This window comes from Gordonia otitidis NBRC 100426 (assembly GCF_000248075.1).
Taxonomy (GTDB): domain Bacteria; phylum Actinomycetota; class Actinomycetes; order Mycobacteriales; family Mycobacteriaceae; genus Gordonia; species Gordonia otitidis.
In genome coordinates this window covers 1-16534 of sequence record NZ_BAFB01000159.1, presented here as the reverse complement: position 1 = coordinate 16534, position 16534 = coordinate 1, and the positions used below count along the sequence as shown (strand labels likewise).

Annotated in this window: 14 protein-coding genes and 1 pseudogene; 7 read left to right on the top strand and 8 right to left on the bottom strand. The window is 63.5% G+C overall.

Annotated features, from left to right (window positions below):
• The 8 genes and pseudogenes from GOOTI_RS25235 to rpmH form a co-directional block, all read right to left on the bottom strand.
• Nucleotides 1–363 (bottom strand): annotated as a pseudogene (locus GOOTI_RS25235) (ParB/RepB/Spo0J family partition protein); the annotation flags it as partial.
• Nucleotides 360–1334 carry a ParA family protein gene (locus tag GOOTI_RS15705; protein WP_007239597.1) on the bottom strand — a complete coding sequence of 325 codons (975 nt, stop codon included), beginning with the start codon at nt 1332–1334 and terminating at the stop codon, nt 360–362. The gene GOOTI_RS15705 and the pseudogene GOOTI_RS25235, both read right to left, overlap by 4 nt.
• Before the next feature lie 173 nt (nt 1335–1507).
• Nucleotides 1508–2206, bottom strand: a complete 699-nt coding sequence (gene rsmG, locus GOOTI_RS15700; RefSeq protein WP_039994215.1) for a 16S rRNA (guanine(527)-N(7))-methyltransferase RsmG — start codon at nt 2204–2206, stop codon at nt 1508–1510.
• A 232-nt stretch (nt 2207–2438) separates the two neighbouring features.
• Nucleotides 2439–3098, bottom strand: coding sequence for a Jag family protein (locus tag GOOTI_RS15695; RefSeq protein ID WP_007239595.1), 660 nt, complete (start codon nt 3096–3098; stop codon nt 2439–2441).
• A 123-nt stretch (nt 3099–3221) separates the two neighbouring features.
• Nucleotides 3222–4439, bottom strand: coding sequence for a membrane protein insertase YidC (gene yidC, locus GOOTI_RS15690; RefSeq protein ID WP_007239594.1), 1218 nt, complete (start codon nt 4437–4439; stop codon nt 3222–3224).
• Nucleotides 4440–4446: 7 nt separating this feature from the next.
• A complete protein-coding gene (gene yidD / locus GOOTI_RS24775) occupies nt 4447–4875 on the bottom strand; it encodes a membrane protein insertion efficiency factor YidD (protein WP_051997990.1) in 429 nt (142 codons plus the stop codon).
• On the bottom strand, nt 4875–5330 hold the full coding sequence (gene rnpA / locus GOOTI_RS15680) for a ribonuclease P protein component (protein WP_007239592.1): 456 nt from the start codon (nt 5328–5330) through the stop codon (nt 4875–4877). Before rnpA ends, yidD begins: the two co-directional genes overlap by 1 nt.
• 73 nt (nt 5331–5403) lie before the next feature.
• A complete protein-coding gene (rpmH, locus tag GOOTI_RS25230) occupies nt 5404–5547 on the bottom strand; it encodes a 50S ribosomal protein L34 (protein WP_005176005.1) in 144 nt (47 codons plus the stop codon).
• 587 nt (nt 5548–6134) lie between these two features.
• Here rpmH and dnaA point away from each other — a divergent pair.
• From dnaA to GOOTI_RS15645, 7 genes are all read left to right on the top strand, one after another.
• A complete protein-coding gene (dnaA, locus tag GOOTI_RS15675) occupies nt 6135–7706 on the top strand; it encodes a chromosomal replication initiator protein DnaA (RefSeq protein WP_039994211.1) in 1572 nt (523 codons plus the stop codon).
• 690 nt (nt 7707–8396) lie between these two features.
• A complete protein-coding gene (gene dnaN, locus GOOTI_RS15670) occupies nt 8397–9563 on the top strand; it encodes a DNA polymerase III subunit beta (protein ID WP_007239590.1) in 1167 nt (388 codons plus the stop codon).
• A gap of 97 nt (nt 9564–9660) precedes the next feature.
• On the top strand, nt 9661–10611 hold the full coding sequence (gnd, locus tag GOOTI_RS15665; protein WP_007239589.1) for a phosphogluconate dehydrogenase (NAD(+)-dependent, decarboxylating): 951 nt from the start codon (nt 9661–9663) through the stop codon (nt 10609–10611).
• A 13-nt stretch (nt 10612–10624) separates the two neighbouring features.
• Nucleotides 10625–11821, top strand: coding sequence for a DNA replication/repair protein RecF (recF, locus tag GOOTI_RS15660; protein WP_007239588.1), 1197 nt, complete (start codon nt 10625–10627; stop codon nt 11819–11821).
• On the top strand, nt 11818–12465 hold the full coding sequence (locus GOOTI_RS15655) for a DUF721 family protein (RefSeq protein WP_007239587.1): 648 nt from the start codon (nt 11818–11820) through the stop codon (nt 12463–12465). The genes recF and GOOTI_RS15655 overlap by 4 nt, the downstream gene beginning before the upstream one ends.
• A 450-nt stretch (nt 12466–12915) precedes the next feature.
• Nucleotides 12916–14958: a DNA topoisomerase (ATP-hydrolyzing) subunit B gene (gene gyrB / locus GOOTI_RS15650; RefSeq protein WP_007239586.1), complete on the top strand. Its 2043-nt coding sequence runs from the start codon at nt 12916–12918 to the stop codon at nt 14956–14958.
• Between the two features lie 62 nt (nt 14959–15020).
• On the top strand, nt 15021–16534 hold a 1514-nt coding region (locus GOOTI_RS15645; RefSeq protein WP_007239585.1), incomplete at its 3' end, for a DNA topoisomerase (ATP-hydrolyzing).

The following is a 16534-nucleotide window of genomic DNA, read 5'->3' as shown; positions in this document are numbered from 1 at the left end:
AGCCTCCTCGTCGAACACGCTGCGAGGCTGATGAGGGTTCGGCTGAATCTCCTTCGGCGCTATCTCGCGATACACCGCGCCCACCTCATCGACAGATCCGGCCACCGAGGAGTTGTCGCCGGAGGTTTCGGGAGCAGTAGGAGTCTGTCCGGTCGTCGGCGATGTCGGAGCAGAAGGTGCAGGCGTGGCGTTGTTTCCCGTGGAACCCGCACCGTTGCCTCCCGGCCCGCCCTTGCCGATCACCACATCGGCAGCAGCGGAGCCAAGGCGGGGCGTCGAATCACTCTCACTGGGACCGGTCGGGATGAGGGCTGCAAGACCGCGGCCAAGCCCTCCGCGTCGTTGGGTGTCTCGTTGACTCACTGCTGTCCTCTCGACAGATCCGTGGGGGAGGGGAATTCGTCCTTGGCGCGCATCGCCAGTTCTCGTGCCGCGTCGAGGTAGCTCATCGCGCCGCGCGAGCCCGGGTCGTACTCGATGATGGTCATCCCGTATCCGGGAGCCTCCGAGACCTTCACACTGCGCGGGATCACGGTGCCCAACACCTTGTCCCCGAAGTGTCGGCGCACTTCGTCGGCGACCTGATCGGCGAGCTTGGTGCGGCCGTCGTACATCGTCAGCAAGATGGTCGAGACGTGCAGTTTGGGGTTGAGATGCGCTTGGACCAACTCGATGTTGCGCAGAAGTTGGCCGACACCCTCCAGGGCGTAGTACTCGCACTGGATCGGAATCAGCACTTCGCGGGCTGCCACCATTGCGTTGACGGTCAACAGACCCAGCGACGGCGGACAGTCGATGAAGATGTAGTCGAATCCGAACTCCTCGACCGCCGAGTCGTTGAGTGCATTGCGCAGTCGATTCTCGCGCGCCACCAGCGAGACGAGTTCGATCTCGGCCCCGGCCAGATCCAGCGTCGCGGGAACACAGAAGAGGTTCTCGTGACTAGGGCTCTGCTTGACGGCCTCCTTCAACGAGACTTCGCCGAGCAGCAGCTCGTATACCGACGCAATGTTGTCCGCACGATGGTCGATGCCGAGGGCGGTGCTCGCATTGCCCTGAGGATCGAGATCGACCACCAACACCCGCAGCCCGTGCAGTGCCAACCCAGACGCCAGATTCACCGCAGTTGTCGTCTTACCGACGCCACCCTTCTGGTTCGCGACCGTCATGACGCGGGGCTGTGGGGGCCGGGGGAGTTGGCCTGCTCCGCCAGGAGTCAGCACCTGGCTGGCTCGCGCTGCTGCAGCGGCGATGGGCGTGTCGTCGAACTGGTCCGCTGTCGGCGCGGACGGCGGGATGGTTTCACGTGAAACCTCCGGCTGTGGGTCGGTCACGCTCTGGCTCCTCTGTGGTATCTCGTAAGCTTCGTCGGCGTCCACAATCGTCTAGCCCCTCCACCTGTGCATGGCACACGGTCCCTCGCTCGCACACCCATACTCTCGTTCATTTTGCTCCCTCATGGCATCCCGAACCAACTGCACACGTCAGGCATACCCGGGCCCCGCCATCACTTCACTCGACGGCGCTGAGGAGTCCCCCGCTTGTCACCGATCACGAGCGTCGTCACCGGCTCGACAATGGACTCACCTACAGATTCGACGCGCAAACCCACGATTCCGTTCCGCTCGGCAGCCTTGCGATCCCGCTCTATCTCATCGGCAGCCGACGATCCCTTGAGCGCGATCAGCCGTCCGCCGTCCTTGATCAGCGGAGCCGACCATCTCGTCAATCGCTCCAGCGGTGCGACCGCCCGCGAAGTAACCACATCTGCACGAGCCACGTCCGACCGCACCGCCTTCTCCTCCGCACGTCCCCGGACGACGTCGACCGTCAAACCCAATGCGGAAACGGTGCGCAGCAAGAAATCGCTGCGACGGAGAAGGGGTTCGACGAGAGTGATCCTCAGGTCAGGTCGCGCTATTGCGAGAGCAATTCCCGGGAGTCCGGCCCCGCTGCCGATATCGATCACCGACTGCCCCTCCTCGATGGCCTCACCCAGAACCGCACAGTTCAGTATGTGGCGGTCCCACAGTCTCGGAACTTCGCGCGGGCCCATGAGTCCATGATCGATGCCCTCGGTGGCGAGGATCGCGCAGTACCGCTGAGCTAATCCCAGTCGATCGCCGAACACGGCCGCCGCAAGTGGGGGAGGGGATGACGCCACTGCGGCGCGCTCGGCGTCATCCACGTCTGGTTCCTGTGTCATGCGTGCTTCGTCTCCCGAACCGTCGTGTTTCACGTGAAACCACACCTCTCCGTTCAGCACCGGCAGACCTGTGTTTCACGTGAAACCGTCGACCGGCAAACTACATGAATGTGATTCTCTCGCCTCAAATGACAAAGTCCCGGCCATGACCGGGACTCTGTCGGTTGCGGTCCTCCCGGGTTTCTCGGACGGACCGCCTCGCACGCGGATCGTTGGATCCCCGTGCCTCGGTTCAGTTCTTGATGACGACGACGCGACGCTTGGGCTCGGCGCCTTCGCTCTCACTCATCACACCATCGACCGCCGCGACGGCATCGTGGACGATCTTCCGTTCAAACGGAGTCATCGGGTCGAGCTGCTCGCGCTCACCAGAATCCCGGACGCGTTCAGCTACTTCCCGACCGAGGCGCGCCAGGCGCTCGCGACGATCCGCGCGCCATCGAGCGATGTCCAGCATCAGGCGGCTCCTGTCACCGGTTGCCTGCTGCACCGCGAGGCGAGTCAGCTCCTGCAGTGCGTCGAGCACCTCACCCTTGCGTCCCACCAGCTTCGTCAGATCGTCACCGCCATCGATGCTCACGACCGCGCGATCGCCATCGACATCCAGGTCGATGTCGCCGTCGAAGTCCAGGACGTCGAGGAGTTGCTCGAGATAGTCACCGGCGATCTCTCCCTCTTCGACGAGTCGATCCTCCTCGTCCTCATCCTCGTCCTCATCCTCGTCATCCGCATCGTCGACGTCATCCGCGGCGACGTCATCCGTGTCCTCGACGCCGACAGCAGTCGTCTCGACGGCACTGTCGTCTGCACCCGTGGCCTCGGAGCCGGCATCGAGCGTCGAGTCCTGTTCCGTCGACTCGGCGTCTGCGTGTGTTGCAGTCTCGGCTGTCATTTCAGTTGCACCTCGCTGTGTATTCATCGGTGAAGTATTCGGTCGGGGAGGGGAGGGGTCGCGCCTTCACGGGAAACTCCCGGCGCGCTGTGCTCGGTCGCCGCTACCGCGCGGCCGGGCCGATCACCGTCGACCCTTCTTCCCGCCCCTCTTGTTGCGTTGATTCGATCCCTGTTTCTTAGGACCTGACCCCGAGTTGCTCGTACTCTTCGACGACGCCCCGCCAGACGGTTTCGCGCCCGGCTTCGGTTTGCTCCCCACCACGTGCTGCGTCGACGACTGCCCTGTGTCCTTCGTGCCATTCCCGGCAGCAGAATCCGACGAAGCATCCCCTGAATCGGTCACTTCGGCATCTGGTGCGGCACCGTCGAGAGCGACGGCATCTCTCTGAGCGGTCCCACCGCCCTTGTTCTTCTTGGCCCGGTCGGGGCGTGCCCCCGGCTTCGGAGCGTTCGCTTTCAGCTTCTCCTGCTTCGCCAGGCGAGCCTCTTCTTCCTCCTTGGCGATCCGTCCGAAGACAATGTGCTGCTGACCGTAGGTCCAGATGTTGTTACTCATCCAGTAGAGAAGGATCGCGACAGGAAAGAACGGTCCCGTGACGAGGATGCCCAGGGGGAAGACGTAGAGCGCCAGCATGTTCATCATGCGGGTCTGCGGGTTCTCCAGCGCAGCTTCGGGCTGGCGCGCCACCGATGCGCGGGAGTTCATGTGCGTTGCGATCGACGCGATGATCATCATCGGGATCACCACGATCGCGATGTTCATGCGGGTGAAGTCGATCGCATGACCCTTTTCGACGAACGCCTGGAATTCGGTCGTCGGTTCGGTGATGTAGGAGGACAGCGGAACCCCGAACAGACGCGAATCCAAGAAGTTGCGCACCTGCTCGGCACTGAAGGCGTAGTTGCCCGTGCTACGCGTCTGCTCGGCGGTCATGTGCAGCTGACCCATACCGGTCGCCATGCGGTTGAACGAACGCAGCACGTGGAACAAGCCGATGAACACCGGGATCTGCAGCAGCATGGGCAGACAGCCGAGCAGGGGATTGAACCCGTGCTCCTTCTGCAGCTTCTGCATCTCCTCGGTCATCTTGACCCGATCCTTCGCGTACTTCTTCCGGATCGCCTGGAGCTGAGGATTGATCTCCTGCATCTTCTTCGTGGTGCGGATCTGCTTCACGAAGGGCTTGTAGAGAATGGCGCGCAGGGTGAACACGAGGAAGATCACCGACAGCGCCCAGGCGATGCCGTTGCCGCCAGGCGTGTTCGGCGTGATGTGGTCGAACACCCAGTGCCAGACCCACATGATCCAGGAGACAGGCCAATAGATGAAGTTCAGCACGGGCTGGTTACCCCTCACTCTTCGCGGAGACACCCACGCTGGTCGTGGTGTTCTCCGTGATTACACGTCCGCGCACATCCGAACCGCCGTCAGCGGACTCGTCGCGCGATGATGAAAAATCTTGATCCCGGTCCTGCTCACCGCTACGCGCCGACCACGACCAGCGGAACGATTCCTCTGGCACCGGGTCGTAACCCGGCTTGTGCCAGGGTCCGCATTTGAGCAGCCGAACCACTGCCAGTGTGCCGCCGTAGAAGAATCCGTGTCGCTCGAGCGCCTCGACGGCGTAGCCCGAGCACGTCGGTTCGAAACGACAGGTCGGTAACCGCAGCGGCGACACCCAGGTCCGATACAGCTCTATCAGGAAGATGACCGTACGCCGTGGCAACAGATGGCAGAACCTGATGAACGCTTCGGTCGACATTCGATTCGACATCACGACGCCCCGGTCCGGCACTCGACACCCGTCAACGGTTGTGCTGTGGTGGTGCTCTCGGCACCCGTGTCGACGAGCCGACGGACCTTTCCACTACGAAGCGCCTTGCGGAGTTGCGCAGCGAGTTCGTCACTCGACACACTCACGGCACTGGGAAGGGCGCGCACGACGACCGACGTCTCTGTCAGGCACTCGTCACGGACCTCGTCGAACGCAGCACGGATCCGGCGGGCCACCCGATGTCGCATCACGGCGTTGCCGACAGATTTGCTGACGATCATGCCGAGCCACGGGCCACCGGAGCTGGCGATGTCGATTCGACAACCCGTCGGATCCGGCCACTGTGCCGGCAGCACCGACACCGTGAGCTGGAGGTCACGCGACGATACCCGCACGCCCTTCTTGAGCGTGCGGGAGAAGTCGGATCGTGTGGAGATCCGATGGATTGACGCCATCACCGACCCAATCGCCACCGAAGGGTTCCGACGACCGGCGTTGCCGGAGTCGAGACCTGCGGTGTTGCGCAGATCAGGCCGAGAGCTTTGCGCGGCCCTTGCTGCGACGGGTGTTGATGATCGAACGCCCCGCGCGGGTACGCATACGCAACCGGAAACCATGCACGCGAGCACGACGACGGTTGTTCGGCTGGAAAGTCCGCTTGCCCTTGGCCACGGCTGGTACTCCTTGTGTTCGTACGTGAGCACGCCGAATACACGCGCACCCACGATCCTGAGTGGTCTGCTTATCAAGGCAGCGGTGCCGGACTCGTGCCGGTTAGGTGGCCCCGCCCCACCGACGAGCCCGGAGTGGGCCCCCGATCAGCGACGGGATTGTCACCACGCAAATCCGCATACCTGGATGACCAGTCGAGACTACTGGACCGGACGTATTCAAATCAAACGAGCGGATCCTCACCAACCCCGTGACCAGCAGTGACAGGCACCACCATGCGCATCGATGCAGCTGAGCGGCACATCTCAGAACGTGGCATCCTCGCGCGAAATCACCACCTTTGGGATCGACACGAGCGAATTCGACACTTGCGTTGTCGCCTTCGGAAGCGGTCTGTTAGCGTCGACTCCCAGTGACGGCGACCGATCCGCCATTCACATCACCACGACGCGTGCACGGCGTCACCTCTTCTGCCCAGGTTGTACACATCTGTGGATAAGTGTGTGGACAAGTCGGTTCCCGTCCCGGCATCGTGAGTCCCCGGTATCTGATCGGTGGTAATTTTCTCCGGGTGGGAAGGCCTGACCGTGACTTCTGATCGCGACTCGTTCGGCGAGGTCTGGCAACAGGTCGTCGCAGAGCTCAACAACGATTCCGCCGGTGGCGACCACGAACCTCTCACACGGCAGCAGAAGGCGTGGCTGTCACTTGTCCAGCCGTTGACCCTCGCGGAGGGATTCGCCCTCCTCACGGTGCCGACGCCGCTGGTCCAGGAGCAGATCGAACGCACGCTACGCGACACCATCCGCAGTGCCCTGTCACGCCACCTCGGACAGCCCGTCGACCTCGGGGTTCGGATCGCGACCCCGCCACCGACCACCGAAACACCAGTCGAGCAGACCACGCAGGTTGCGACCTCGACGTCTGCCGCCGCGGCACCCTCTGTCGAAGTCGCAGGATTCGGCGTCAACCAATTCGGGGGCGATTCGTTCGTCGGCCAGCAACCGAATCCCGCGTTCACCTCGCACGGTGTCGGCGGTGCCGGACAGGACACCGCGACACGCAGCGGTTCCGCCAACTGGCCGTCGTACTTCGCCGAGCGACCCACCGCGGCGCCGACACCCTCGGGCGCCAACCTCAACCCGAAGTACACCTTCGACACCTTCGTGATCGGCGCCTCGAACCGTTTCGCACACGCCTCGGCGGTCGCCGTTGCCGAAGCACCCGCGCGCGCGTACAACCCGCTGTTCATCTGGGGCGAGTCCGGCCTCGGCAAGACACACCTGCTGCATGCGGCCGGCCACTATGCGCAACGACTCTTCCCCGGCATGCGCGTGAAGTACGTGTCCACCGAGGAGTTCACCAACGACTTCATCAACTCTCTGCGTGATGACCGCCGGGTCGCCTTCAAACGTCGCTACCGCGACGTGGACGTGCTCCTGGTCGACGACATCCAGTTCCTGATCGGCAAGGAAGGTATCCAGGAAGAGTTCTTCCACACCTTCAACACGCTGCACAACGCGAGCAAGCAAATCGTCGTTTCCTCCGACCGACCACCGAAACAGCTTGCGACACTTGAAGATCGACTCCGCACACGGTTCGAGTGGGGTCTGATCACCGACGTCCAGCCGCCCGATCTGGAAACGCGCATCGCAATCTTGCGCAAAAAGGCGCAGATGGACAGCATCGCGGTGCCCGACGACGTGCTCGAGTTGATCGCGTCGAAGATCGAACGCAACATCCGTGAGCTCGAGGGTGCTCTGATCCGTGTCACCGCATTCGCATCCCTGAACAACGCCGACCTCGACAAGTCACTCGCCGAGGTCGTTCTTCAAGCGCTGCTACCGAATTCGGGCACCCTGGAGGTCAGCGCGGCGTCGATCCTGGCCATCACCGCCGAGTACTTCGACATCTCGGTCGACGAGCTCCGCGGCCCCGGAAAGACCAGAGCCATCGCCCAGGCTCGTCAGATCTCCATGTACCTGTGCCGTGAACTCACCGACCTCTCACTGCCGAAGATCGGCGAGACGTTCGATCGCGACCACACCACGGTCATGTACGCAGAGCGCAAGATCCGCAAGGAGATGGCTGAGCGCCGCAAGGTCTACGACCACGTCCAAGAGCTCACCGCGCGTATCAAACAGCGCGCCGACGGCTGACCCGCTCCACCCAGCCCGGCCGTCGACGACGGACCCTTGCATGTCTGCCACCGCGCGGATGCCTGTCTCTGTGGCCTCGTCTCGTCCACCTCCCATCTGGGCGAAGGGGGACATGGCATCCTCACGACACCTCATACCCGTACCCGTCACGCTGTCAGTGGCCCGGTGTCCGCGGCGTGCTTCGGTAACTCTCAACTACGGCAACCCTCAACCACAGCCCAAGGGTCTTCGACGGTCATTCCACCTCGATTCACACCGCCGGGTGACGTCGACTCGGGCCGCCGCAATCCACTCGAAGTCTTGTGGATGGGTTGTGAGTAACAGACGAACAGATGTGTACAGAACGTGGACCGCGCTCGAACAGAATCCGACATGTGCACAACCATCCTCGCGGACGACCAATCGGTGCACGCTCGATGCACAGCGTCGCAGTGCTCTGACATGGGATCCGACGTGTTGTCCACAGATTGCACAGGACCTACAACTGATATGGATCCCTTTCTCTAAAGAACTTCTTTTAAGAAGCCCTTGTGCACACTCGCCCTGAAGGCCGGGTCTCAGCGGGCGCGGCCGTCGCATGCCGGCCGACGTCAGCGGCGTGGCGACTTGACCCCAACGACTCCCCGTCACGCGATCGCGCTCTAGAGTGGGAACTCCTGGCGGATACCGAGAGAAGGGCAACCACCGAGCATGAAGTTCCGTGTCGCGCGTGACGAGTTCGCCGATGCCGTCGCCTGGGTGGCGCGCAGTCTGCCGTCTCGCCCGCCTGTTCCCGTGCTCGGTTGTGTGGTTCTGCTCGCCGACGACGCAGGGTTGACCGTCTCCGGCTTCGATTACGAGGTCTCCGCCCAGCAGCAGATCGCTGCAGAGGTGGCAGAACCCGGCCAGGTCCTGGTCTCCGGTCGGCTGCTGGCCGACATCACCAAGGCGCTACCGAACAAGCCGGTCGACGTCTCGCTCGACGGCGCACGCGTGGCCATCACCTGCGGCAGTGCGAAGTTCTCCTTGCCCACGATGCCGGTCGAGGACTATCCGCAGCTTCCCGATGTGCCCGCCGTGACCGGGGTCATCCCGGCGCAGGTGTTCGCCGAGGCGATCTCCCAGGTCGCTGTCGCAGCTGGTCGCGACGACACGCTGCCGATGTTGACCGGCGTCCGTGTGGAGATCGACGGGAAGACCGTCGTCCTTGCCGCCACCGACCGTTTTCGTCTGGCCGTGCGTGAATTGGAATGGGAGCCAGCCGATACCAGCGCGTCGGGTGCGGTTCTCGTCCCCGCCAAGACACTGTCCGACAGCGCACGAACAGCGAGCTCGGACTCCGGCGACGTGAAGCTCGCCTTCGGCAGCGGCACCGCTCTCGGTGGCGAAGGGATCCTGGGCATCGTCGGTGCGACCAAGCAGAACACCACACGTCTGCTCGATGCGGAGTTCCCGAAGTTCCGCCAGCTTCTGCCTGCCAGCCACACGGCGATCGCAACCATCGAGAGTGCACCGTTAATCGAGGCCATCAAGCGTGTGGCCCTGGTCGCCGAACGCGGCGCCCAGGTGCGCATGGAGTTCCGTGACGGATCCGTGCTGCTCACCGCGGGCGGTGACGAAGCCGGGCGTGCCGAGGAAGAACTTCCGGTGCAGTTCTATGGTGAGCCGCTCACGATCGCATTCAATCCCACGTATCTGCAGGACGGACTGTCGGCGATCGGGGTCGCTACAGTCGACTTCGGTTTCACGACGCCGAGTCGTCCAGCTGTGCTTCGGCCATCGACCGGCGATGAGCCGGTTGCCGACGAGTCCGGTGCGTTCGTTGCTCCTGACAGCGTCTTCACCTACCTACTGATGCCCGTTCGACTACCCGGATAACGCATCGGGCCGGCGTCGAAGCGCAGGAGTCGACACACCACGGCTCCGAACCACCAAGCCAGCACTGATCTTTCACGCACACAAGCGAAGGGAAGCCATGCAGCTCGGACTGATCGGCCTCGGCAAGATGGGCGCCAACATGCGCACAAGGATCGAACGTGGGGGTCACACGGTCGTCGGCTACGACCCGCGACCGGAGGTGTCCGACGTCGCGTCGATGGCCGACATGGTCTCCGCACTCGACGCGCCGCGCGCCGTCTGGATCATGGTGCCCTCCGGCGAACCCACTCAGCAGTGCGTCGCGGAGCTCGCCGGTCTTCTCGCCGAGGGCGATGTGGTTGTCGACGGCGGCAACTCGCGGTTCACCGACGACGCTCCGCACGCGAAAACCCTCGGCGAGAAGGGAATCGGCTACGTCGATTGCGGTGTGTCCGGCGGTGTGTGGGGCCTGGAGAACGGCTACGGTCTCATGGCCGGCGGATCCGACGCCGACATCGATCGTCTGATGCCGATCTTCGATGCATTGCGACCGGAAGGCGAACGTGCCGACGGTTTCGTCCACGCAGGGCCCGTCGGGGCAGGCCACTACGCGAAGATGGTGCACAACGGCATCGAATACGGGCTGATGCACGCCTACGGCGAGGGGTACGCATTGCTCAGTGCCGAGCCGCTCATCACCGATGTCGAAGGCACGATGCAAGCGTGGACTCACGGCACCGTCATCCGGTCGTGGCTGCTCGACCTGTTGGTTCGAGCGCTCAAGGAAGACCCAGGGCTCACCGAGATCTCCGATTACACACCGGATTCCGGCGAAGGACGGTGGACGGTGGAGGAAGCCATTCGGCACGCGGTCCCGGCAAATGTGATCTCCGCGGCGTTGTTCGCCCGTTTCGCGTCGAGGGAGAAGGGCGGCTCACCCGCGCTGAAAGCCGTTTCGGCACTGCGTAACCAGTTCGGGGGCCACGCCATGCACAACACGGCGGGCAAGAATGTCGGCGAAACCGGATCACCCGTGCCGGATCAGTCGAAAACCTCGCCGCCCAACTGATTTCGGCTCTCTTGTGTTTGTTCGTGAACTGCATCTGCGTGACTACCGGTCGTGGCCTTCGGCTGATCTGACGCTCGGTCCGGAACCGACCATCTTCACCGGACGTAACGGTTTCGGCAAGACCAATCTCCTCGAAGCTCTCTTCTACGTGGCCACGTTACGGTCCCATCGGGTGAGTTCGGATGCGCCCCTTGTGCGTTCGGGTGCGAGCTCGGCGTCGATCGGTGCAACGGTGGAGAATTCCGGCCGCGAGTTGAGTGTCAGTCTGCAGATCGCCACCGAGGGATCGAACAAGGCCTGGCTCAACGGATCCCCCTGTCGACGTCCTCGCGAGATTCTCGGCGTGCTGCGAACCGTCCTTTTCGCCCCGGAAGATCTGTTGCTCATCCGCGGTGATCCAGGTGATAGACGTCGATTCGTCGACGAACTCGTCGCCCAACGCGGACCACGTTGGGCTGCAGCACGTTCGGATTACGACCGTGTGCTCCGACAGCGCTCGGCGCTGTTGAAGACAGCCGGTGCCTCGCTGCGTCGCGGCGGATCCGACGCCGAGTCGGTGGTCAGCACCCTTGACGTCTGGGACGGTCAGCTCGCCGACCTTGGTGGACAGGTCACTGCTGCCAGGGTCGAGGTACTGCGTGAACTCGAACCCCACTTCACACAGTCCTATGCCTCGATCGCCCCGCACTCCAGACCGGCAGCGTTGCGTTACCGATCGTCGGCAGGACCCGACATGGTTCCACCACCCGATGTCGAACCCGATGCCCGGGCGATGGCGACGCAGCTGCTCGAGCGATTGTCCGAGACCCGCACGAAAGAGATCGAACGGGGTGTGAGTCTGGTCGGGCCGCATCGAGACGACATCGACATCGTGCTCGGTTCGGAAACGGCGAAGGGGTTCGCCTCGCACGGCGAGTCGTGGTCGCTGGCCCTGGCACTACGACTCGGGTCGGTCGAACTGGTCCGTGCCGAAGGCATCGAACCGGTCATCATGCTCGACGACGTCTTTGCCGAACTCGACGCCGCGCGGCGTCGAAAACTCGTGGAGTTCACCGCCGGCGCCGAACAACTGCTGATCACCGCGGCTGTTGCAGAGGACATCCCCGACGGAATCGGCGGGAGACGGATAGGCGTGGACGTGGTCGACGAGCCGGACGGCACACGCCATTCCGAATTGATGTCCGACGTGACTGAGAGCATGGACTCATGACGAACCCCGTCGGAGCGCAGAACACGGGAGAGCCCAACAGGGACTCGGACCGATATGACCGGGCCGGGAGCGAATACATCGGGCGTGACCAGCACAACAGCGGTTCGCCGACCGCCGGTGTGCCGGCCGAGTCATCCAGCGGCTACGAGCGCGCGCGGCGCGCGCTCGAAGAGGCACGGGCTTCTGCGCGTGCGGCTGGCAAGTCCGTCGGTCACGGAAGGGCCTCGCCCGCCCGGCGGCCTCGAGGATCGTCGAGTCGGCGTCGCTGGTCGGGAGCGGGCCCGGACTCACGCGACCCGCAACCCTTCGGACGGCTCGTAGGCAGTCTCGCGCGGGACCGCGGATGGGAGCCTCAGATCGCGGAGGGCACCTTGTTCGGGCAGTGGCTGCAGATCGTCGGACCCGACATCGCTGCGCACGCCCAACCAGAAGCTTTGCGCGACACAGTACTTCATGTGCAGGCTGAGTCGACCGCATGGGCGACTCAGCTTCGCTACGTGCAACGACAGATCCTCGCGAAGATCGCGGCGGCCGTCGGCGACGGCGTCGTGACGTCGCTCCGGATCTCGGGACCCAAGGCTCCCTCGTGGCAGAAAGGCCGCCGACACGTGCCGGGCCGAGGCCCCCGCGACACATACGGGTGATGCTCGTCCGGGTGGTCGAGTCGACATCATGGTCGACGCCACCGACAAATCTGGTCCGATGCCCCTGTGAGCCGAGTTTTATCCTCAGACCACCGCCGATCGCGCAAGATGTGGAAAAAATCGATCTGAGCGCGCGTTAGCGGCCCCAGATGGTGCTTCCTGGGTGATTGAGGCAGTACACTGGGGAGAGTTGTCCCGGCAGGGGAGATCAGCGGCCGTGGCCGGCGGTCACACATCGGAGCGGGCGAAGGCCCCGCTCTCGTCGTGTGCTCGTGGGTCGCCGCTCGGTCTCGAGTCCCTGCCGACCGTGACCGACTGGAACCCCAGCCGTGACCGAGGCAGCGCACAACTGTGTGAGCGCATCAGGTTATAGCCAGCCCTGAGGCTGAGTACAGCGCACACGCGTCGTGACCAGCGCAGCCGAGAGCAGAAGAGGAGCGGACGCACCCCGTGGCCGACACGAATGACAAGAAGAGCCGGAAGAAGCCGGGCGAATACGGTGCCGAGTCGATCAGCATCCTCGAAGGTCTCGAAGCAGTCCGCAAGAGGCCCGGCATGTACATCGGCTCCACGGGCGAGCGGGGCCTCCACCATCTGATCTGGGAGGTCGTCGACAACTCGGTCGACGAGGCCATGGCAGGCTATGCCAGCAAGGTCGACGTGACGCTCCTCGAGGACGGCGGCGTCGAGGTGATCGACGACGGTCGTGGAATCCCGACCAGCATGCACGCGACGGGCGTGCCCACCGTCGAGGTCGTCATGACCCAGTTGCACGCCGGTGGCAAGTTCGACTCCGACGCATATGCGGTGTCCGGCGGTCTGCATGGCGTCGGCATCTCCGTGGTCAACGCCTTGTCGACCAAGGTCGAGTTGGAGATCAACTACGGCGGCTACCACTGGGAACAGACCTACAACTACGCAAAACCCGGCCCGCTGATCAAGGGCGACGCCACCCGCAAGACAGGGACCACGGTGCGCTTCTGGGCCGATTCCGAGATCTTCGAGACGACGACGTACAGCGCCGAGACCGTGGCGCGACGTCTGCAGGAAATGGCCTTCCTCAACAAGGGCCTCACCATCACGCTCACCGACCGTCGACCCCAGACCGCAGCCGCAGATGCTGTCGTCGAGGGTGACGAGGATACGGCCGAGAAGCCCAAGACCGCCGAGGAGGAGACCACCGCTCCGGCCGTCAGCAAGCCGCGGACCAGGACTTATCATTACCCGGACGGTCTCGTCGACTACATCAAGCACCTCAACCGCACCAAGACCCCGATCCACCAGTCGGTGATCGGGTTCACCGCGAAGGGTCCCGGACACGAGGTCGAGATCGCGATGCAGTGGAACTCCGGATACTCGGAGTCCGTCCACACCTTCGCGAACACGATCAACACGCATGAGGGCGGTACTCACGAAGAAGGTTTCCGCGCCGCGCTGACGTCGACGGTCAACAAGTACGCGCTCGACAAGAAGCTCCTCAAGGAGAAGGACGGCAAGCTGACCGGCGACGACATCCGCGAGGGTCTCGCAGCTGTCATCTCGGTGAAGGTCGCCGACCCCCAGTTCGAGGGACAGACCAAGACCAAACTCGGCAACACCGAGGTGAAGAGTTTCGTGCAGCGGACGTGCAACGAGCACCTCGGACACTGGTTCGAAGCGAATCCGGCCGAAGCCAAGATCATCGTGAAGAAGGCCGTCGACTCCGCCCAGGCACGTATGGCTGCCCGTAAGGCGCGAGAACTCGTGCGTCGCAAGACCGCAACAGATATCGGCGGCCTTCCCGGCAAGCTCGCCGACTGCCGCAGCAACGATCCCACCAAGTGTGAGGTCTACATCGTGGAGGGCGACTCCGCAGGCGGCTCGGCCAAGTCCGGCCGCGACTCGATGTACCAGGCGATCCTGCCGATCCGCGGAAAGATCATCAACGTCGAGAAGGCTCGCATCGACCGTGTTCTGAAGAACACCGAGGTGCAGTCGATCATCACGGCTTTCGGTACCGGTATCCACGACGAGTTCGACCTCGCCAAGCTCCGGTATCACAAGATCGTGCTCATGGCCGACGCCGACGTCGACGGTCAGCACATCTCGACGTTGCTGCTGACCCTGCTGTTCCGCTTCATGAAGCCCCTCATCGAGAACGGGCACGTCTACTTGGCGCAGCCCCCGCTGTACAAGCTGAAGTGGCAGAAGCGCGAGCCGGAGTTCGCATACTCCGACCGTGAGCGTGACGGTCTGCTCGAGGCAGGCAAGGAAAAGGGTTGGAAGATCAACACCGACGACGGCATCCAGCGGTACAAGGGTCTCGGTGAGATGAACGCGAAGGAACTCTGGGAAACCACCATGGATCCTGCTGTGCGCGTGCTCCGACAGGTCACCCTTGACGACGCAGCTGCCGCGGACGAACTCTTCTCCGTGCTGATGGGCGAGGACGTGGCCGCGCGCCGCAGCTTCATCGCCCGCAACGCGAAAGACGTTCGCTTCCTTGACGTCTGACGCATCTCTCACGTGAGTGAGGGACGCGCGACGTCTACCCATAGATTCGAAAAGGATGACAGATGACTGACACCACACTCCCGCCGAGCGGGGGAGCGGGCGATCGCATCGAGCCGGTCGATCTCGGCCAGGAGATGCAGAACAGCTACATCGACTATGCGATGAGCGTGATCGTCGGTCGCGCACTACCCGAGGTGCGTGACGGGCTCAAGCCCGTCCACCGCCGCCTGCTCTACGCGTCCTACGACGCCGGCTTCCGCCCCGACCGTGGATACGTGAAGTCGGCGAAACCCGTTGCGGAGACGATGGGTAACTACCATCCGCACGGTGACAGCGCTATCTACGACGCCCTGGTGCGCCTCGCACAGCCGTGGTCGATGCGCTATCCACTCATCGACGGCCAGGGCAACTTCGGTTCCCGCGGTAACGACGGCGCCGCAGCCATGCGGTACACGGAGGCCCGCCTCACACCGCTCGCGATGGAGATGCTGCGCGACATCGACGAGGAGACAGTCGATTTCACGCCGAACTATGACGGCAAGACCAACGAGCCCACGGTTCTTCCTGCGCGCATTCCAAACCTGCTGATCAACGGGTCCGGCGGTATCGCCGTCGGTATGGCCACCAACATTCCGCCGCACAACCTCAACGAGGTTGCCGACGCAGTGTTCTGGGCGCTGGAGAATCCCGAGGCCGACGAGGAGACGACCCTCGCAGCGTGTATGGAGGCCATCAAGGGACCCGATTTCCCCACGGCCGCACTGATTGTCGGCAGTCAGGGTATCCGCGATGCCTACATGACAGGTCGCGGCAGCATCCGTATGCGCAGTGTCGTCGACATCGAGGAGAACAAGGGCACCACAACCCTCGTCGTCACCGAGCTGCCCTACCAGGTCAACCCCGACAACCTGATCGCGTCGATCGCCGAACAGGTCAACGAGGGAAAACTCAAGGGAATCAGTCGAATCGAGGACCAGTCGTCGGACCGCGACGGCATGCGCATCGTTGTCACGCTTCGCCGTGACGCCGTCGCCAAGGTCGTGCTGAACAACCTCTACAAGCACAGCCAACTGCAGACGAGCTTCGGCGCCAACATGCTGTCCATCGTCGACGGCGTGCCGCGCACGTTGCGACTCGACCAGATGATCCGGCTGTATGTGGCGCACCAGATCGACGTGATCGTGCGTCGGACCCGGTACCGGTTGCGCAAGGCCGAGGAGCGCGCCCACATTCTGCGCGGACTGGTGAAAGCCCTTGACGCCCTTGATGAGGTCATCGCACTCATCCGTGCGTCGGCGAACACCGACGAGGCGCGACAGGGCCTGATCGGGCTCCTCGAGATCGACGAGATCCAGGCCGACGCCATCCTCGCGATGCAGCTGCGTCGACTGTCTGCCCTCGAGCGACAGAAGATCATCGACGAGTTGGCCGAGATCGAGCTCGAGATCGCCGACCTCAAGGACATCCTCGAAAAGCCCGAGCGTCAGCGCGCGATCGTGCGCGACGAGCTGAAGGTCGTCGTCGAGAAGTTCGGCGACGAGCGTCGCACCAAGATCATCGCTGCCGACGGGGACGT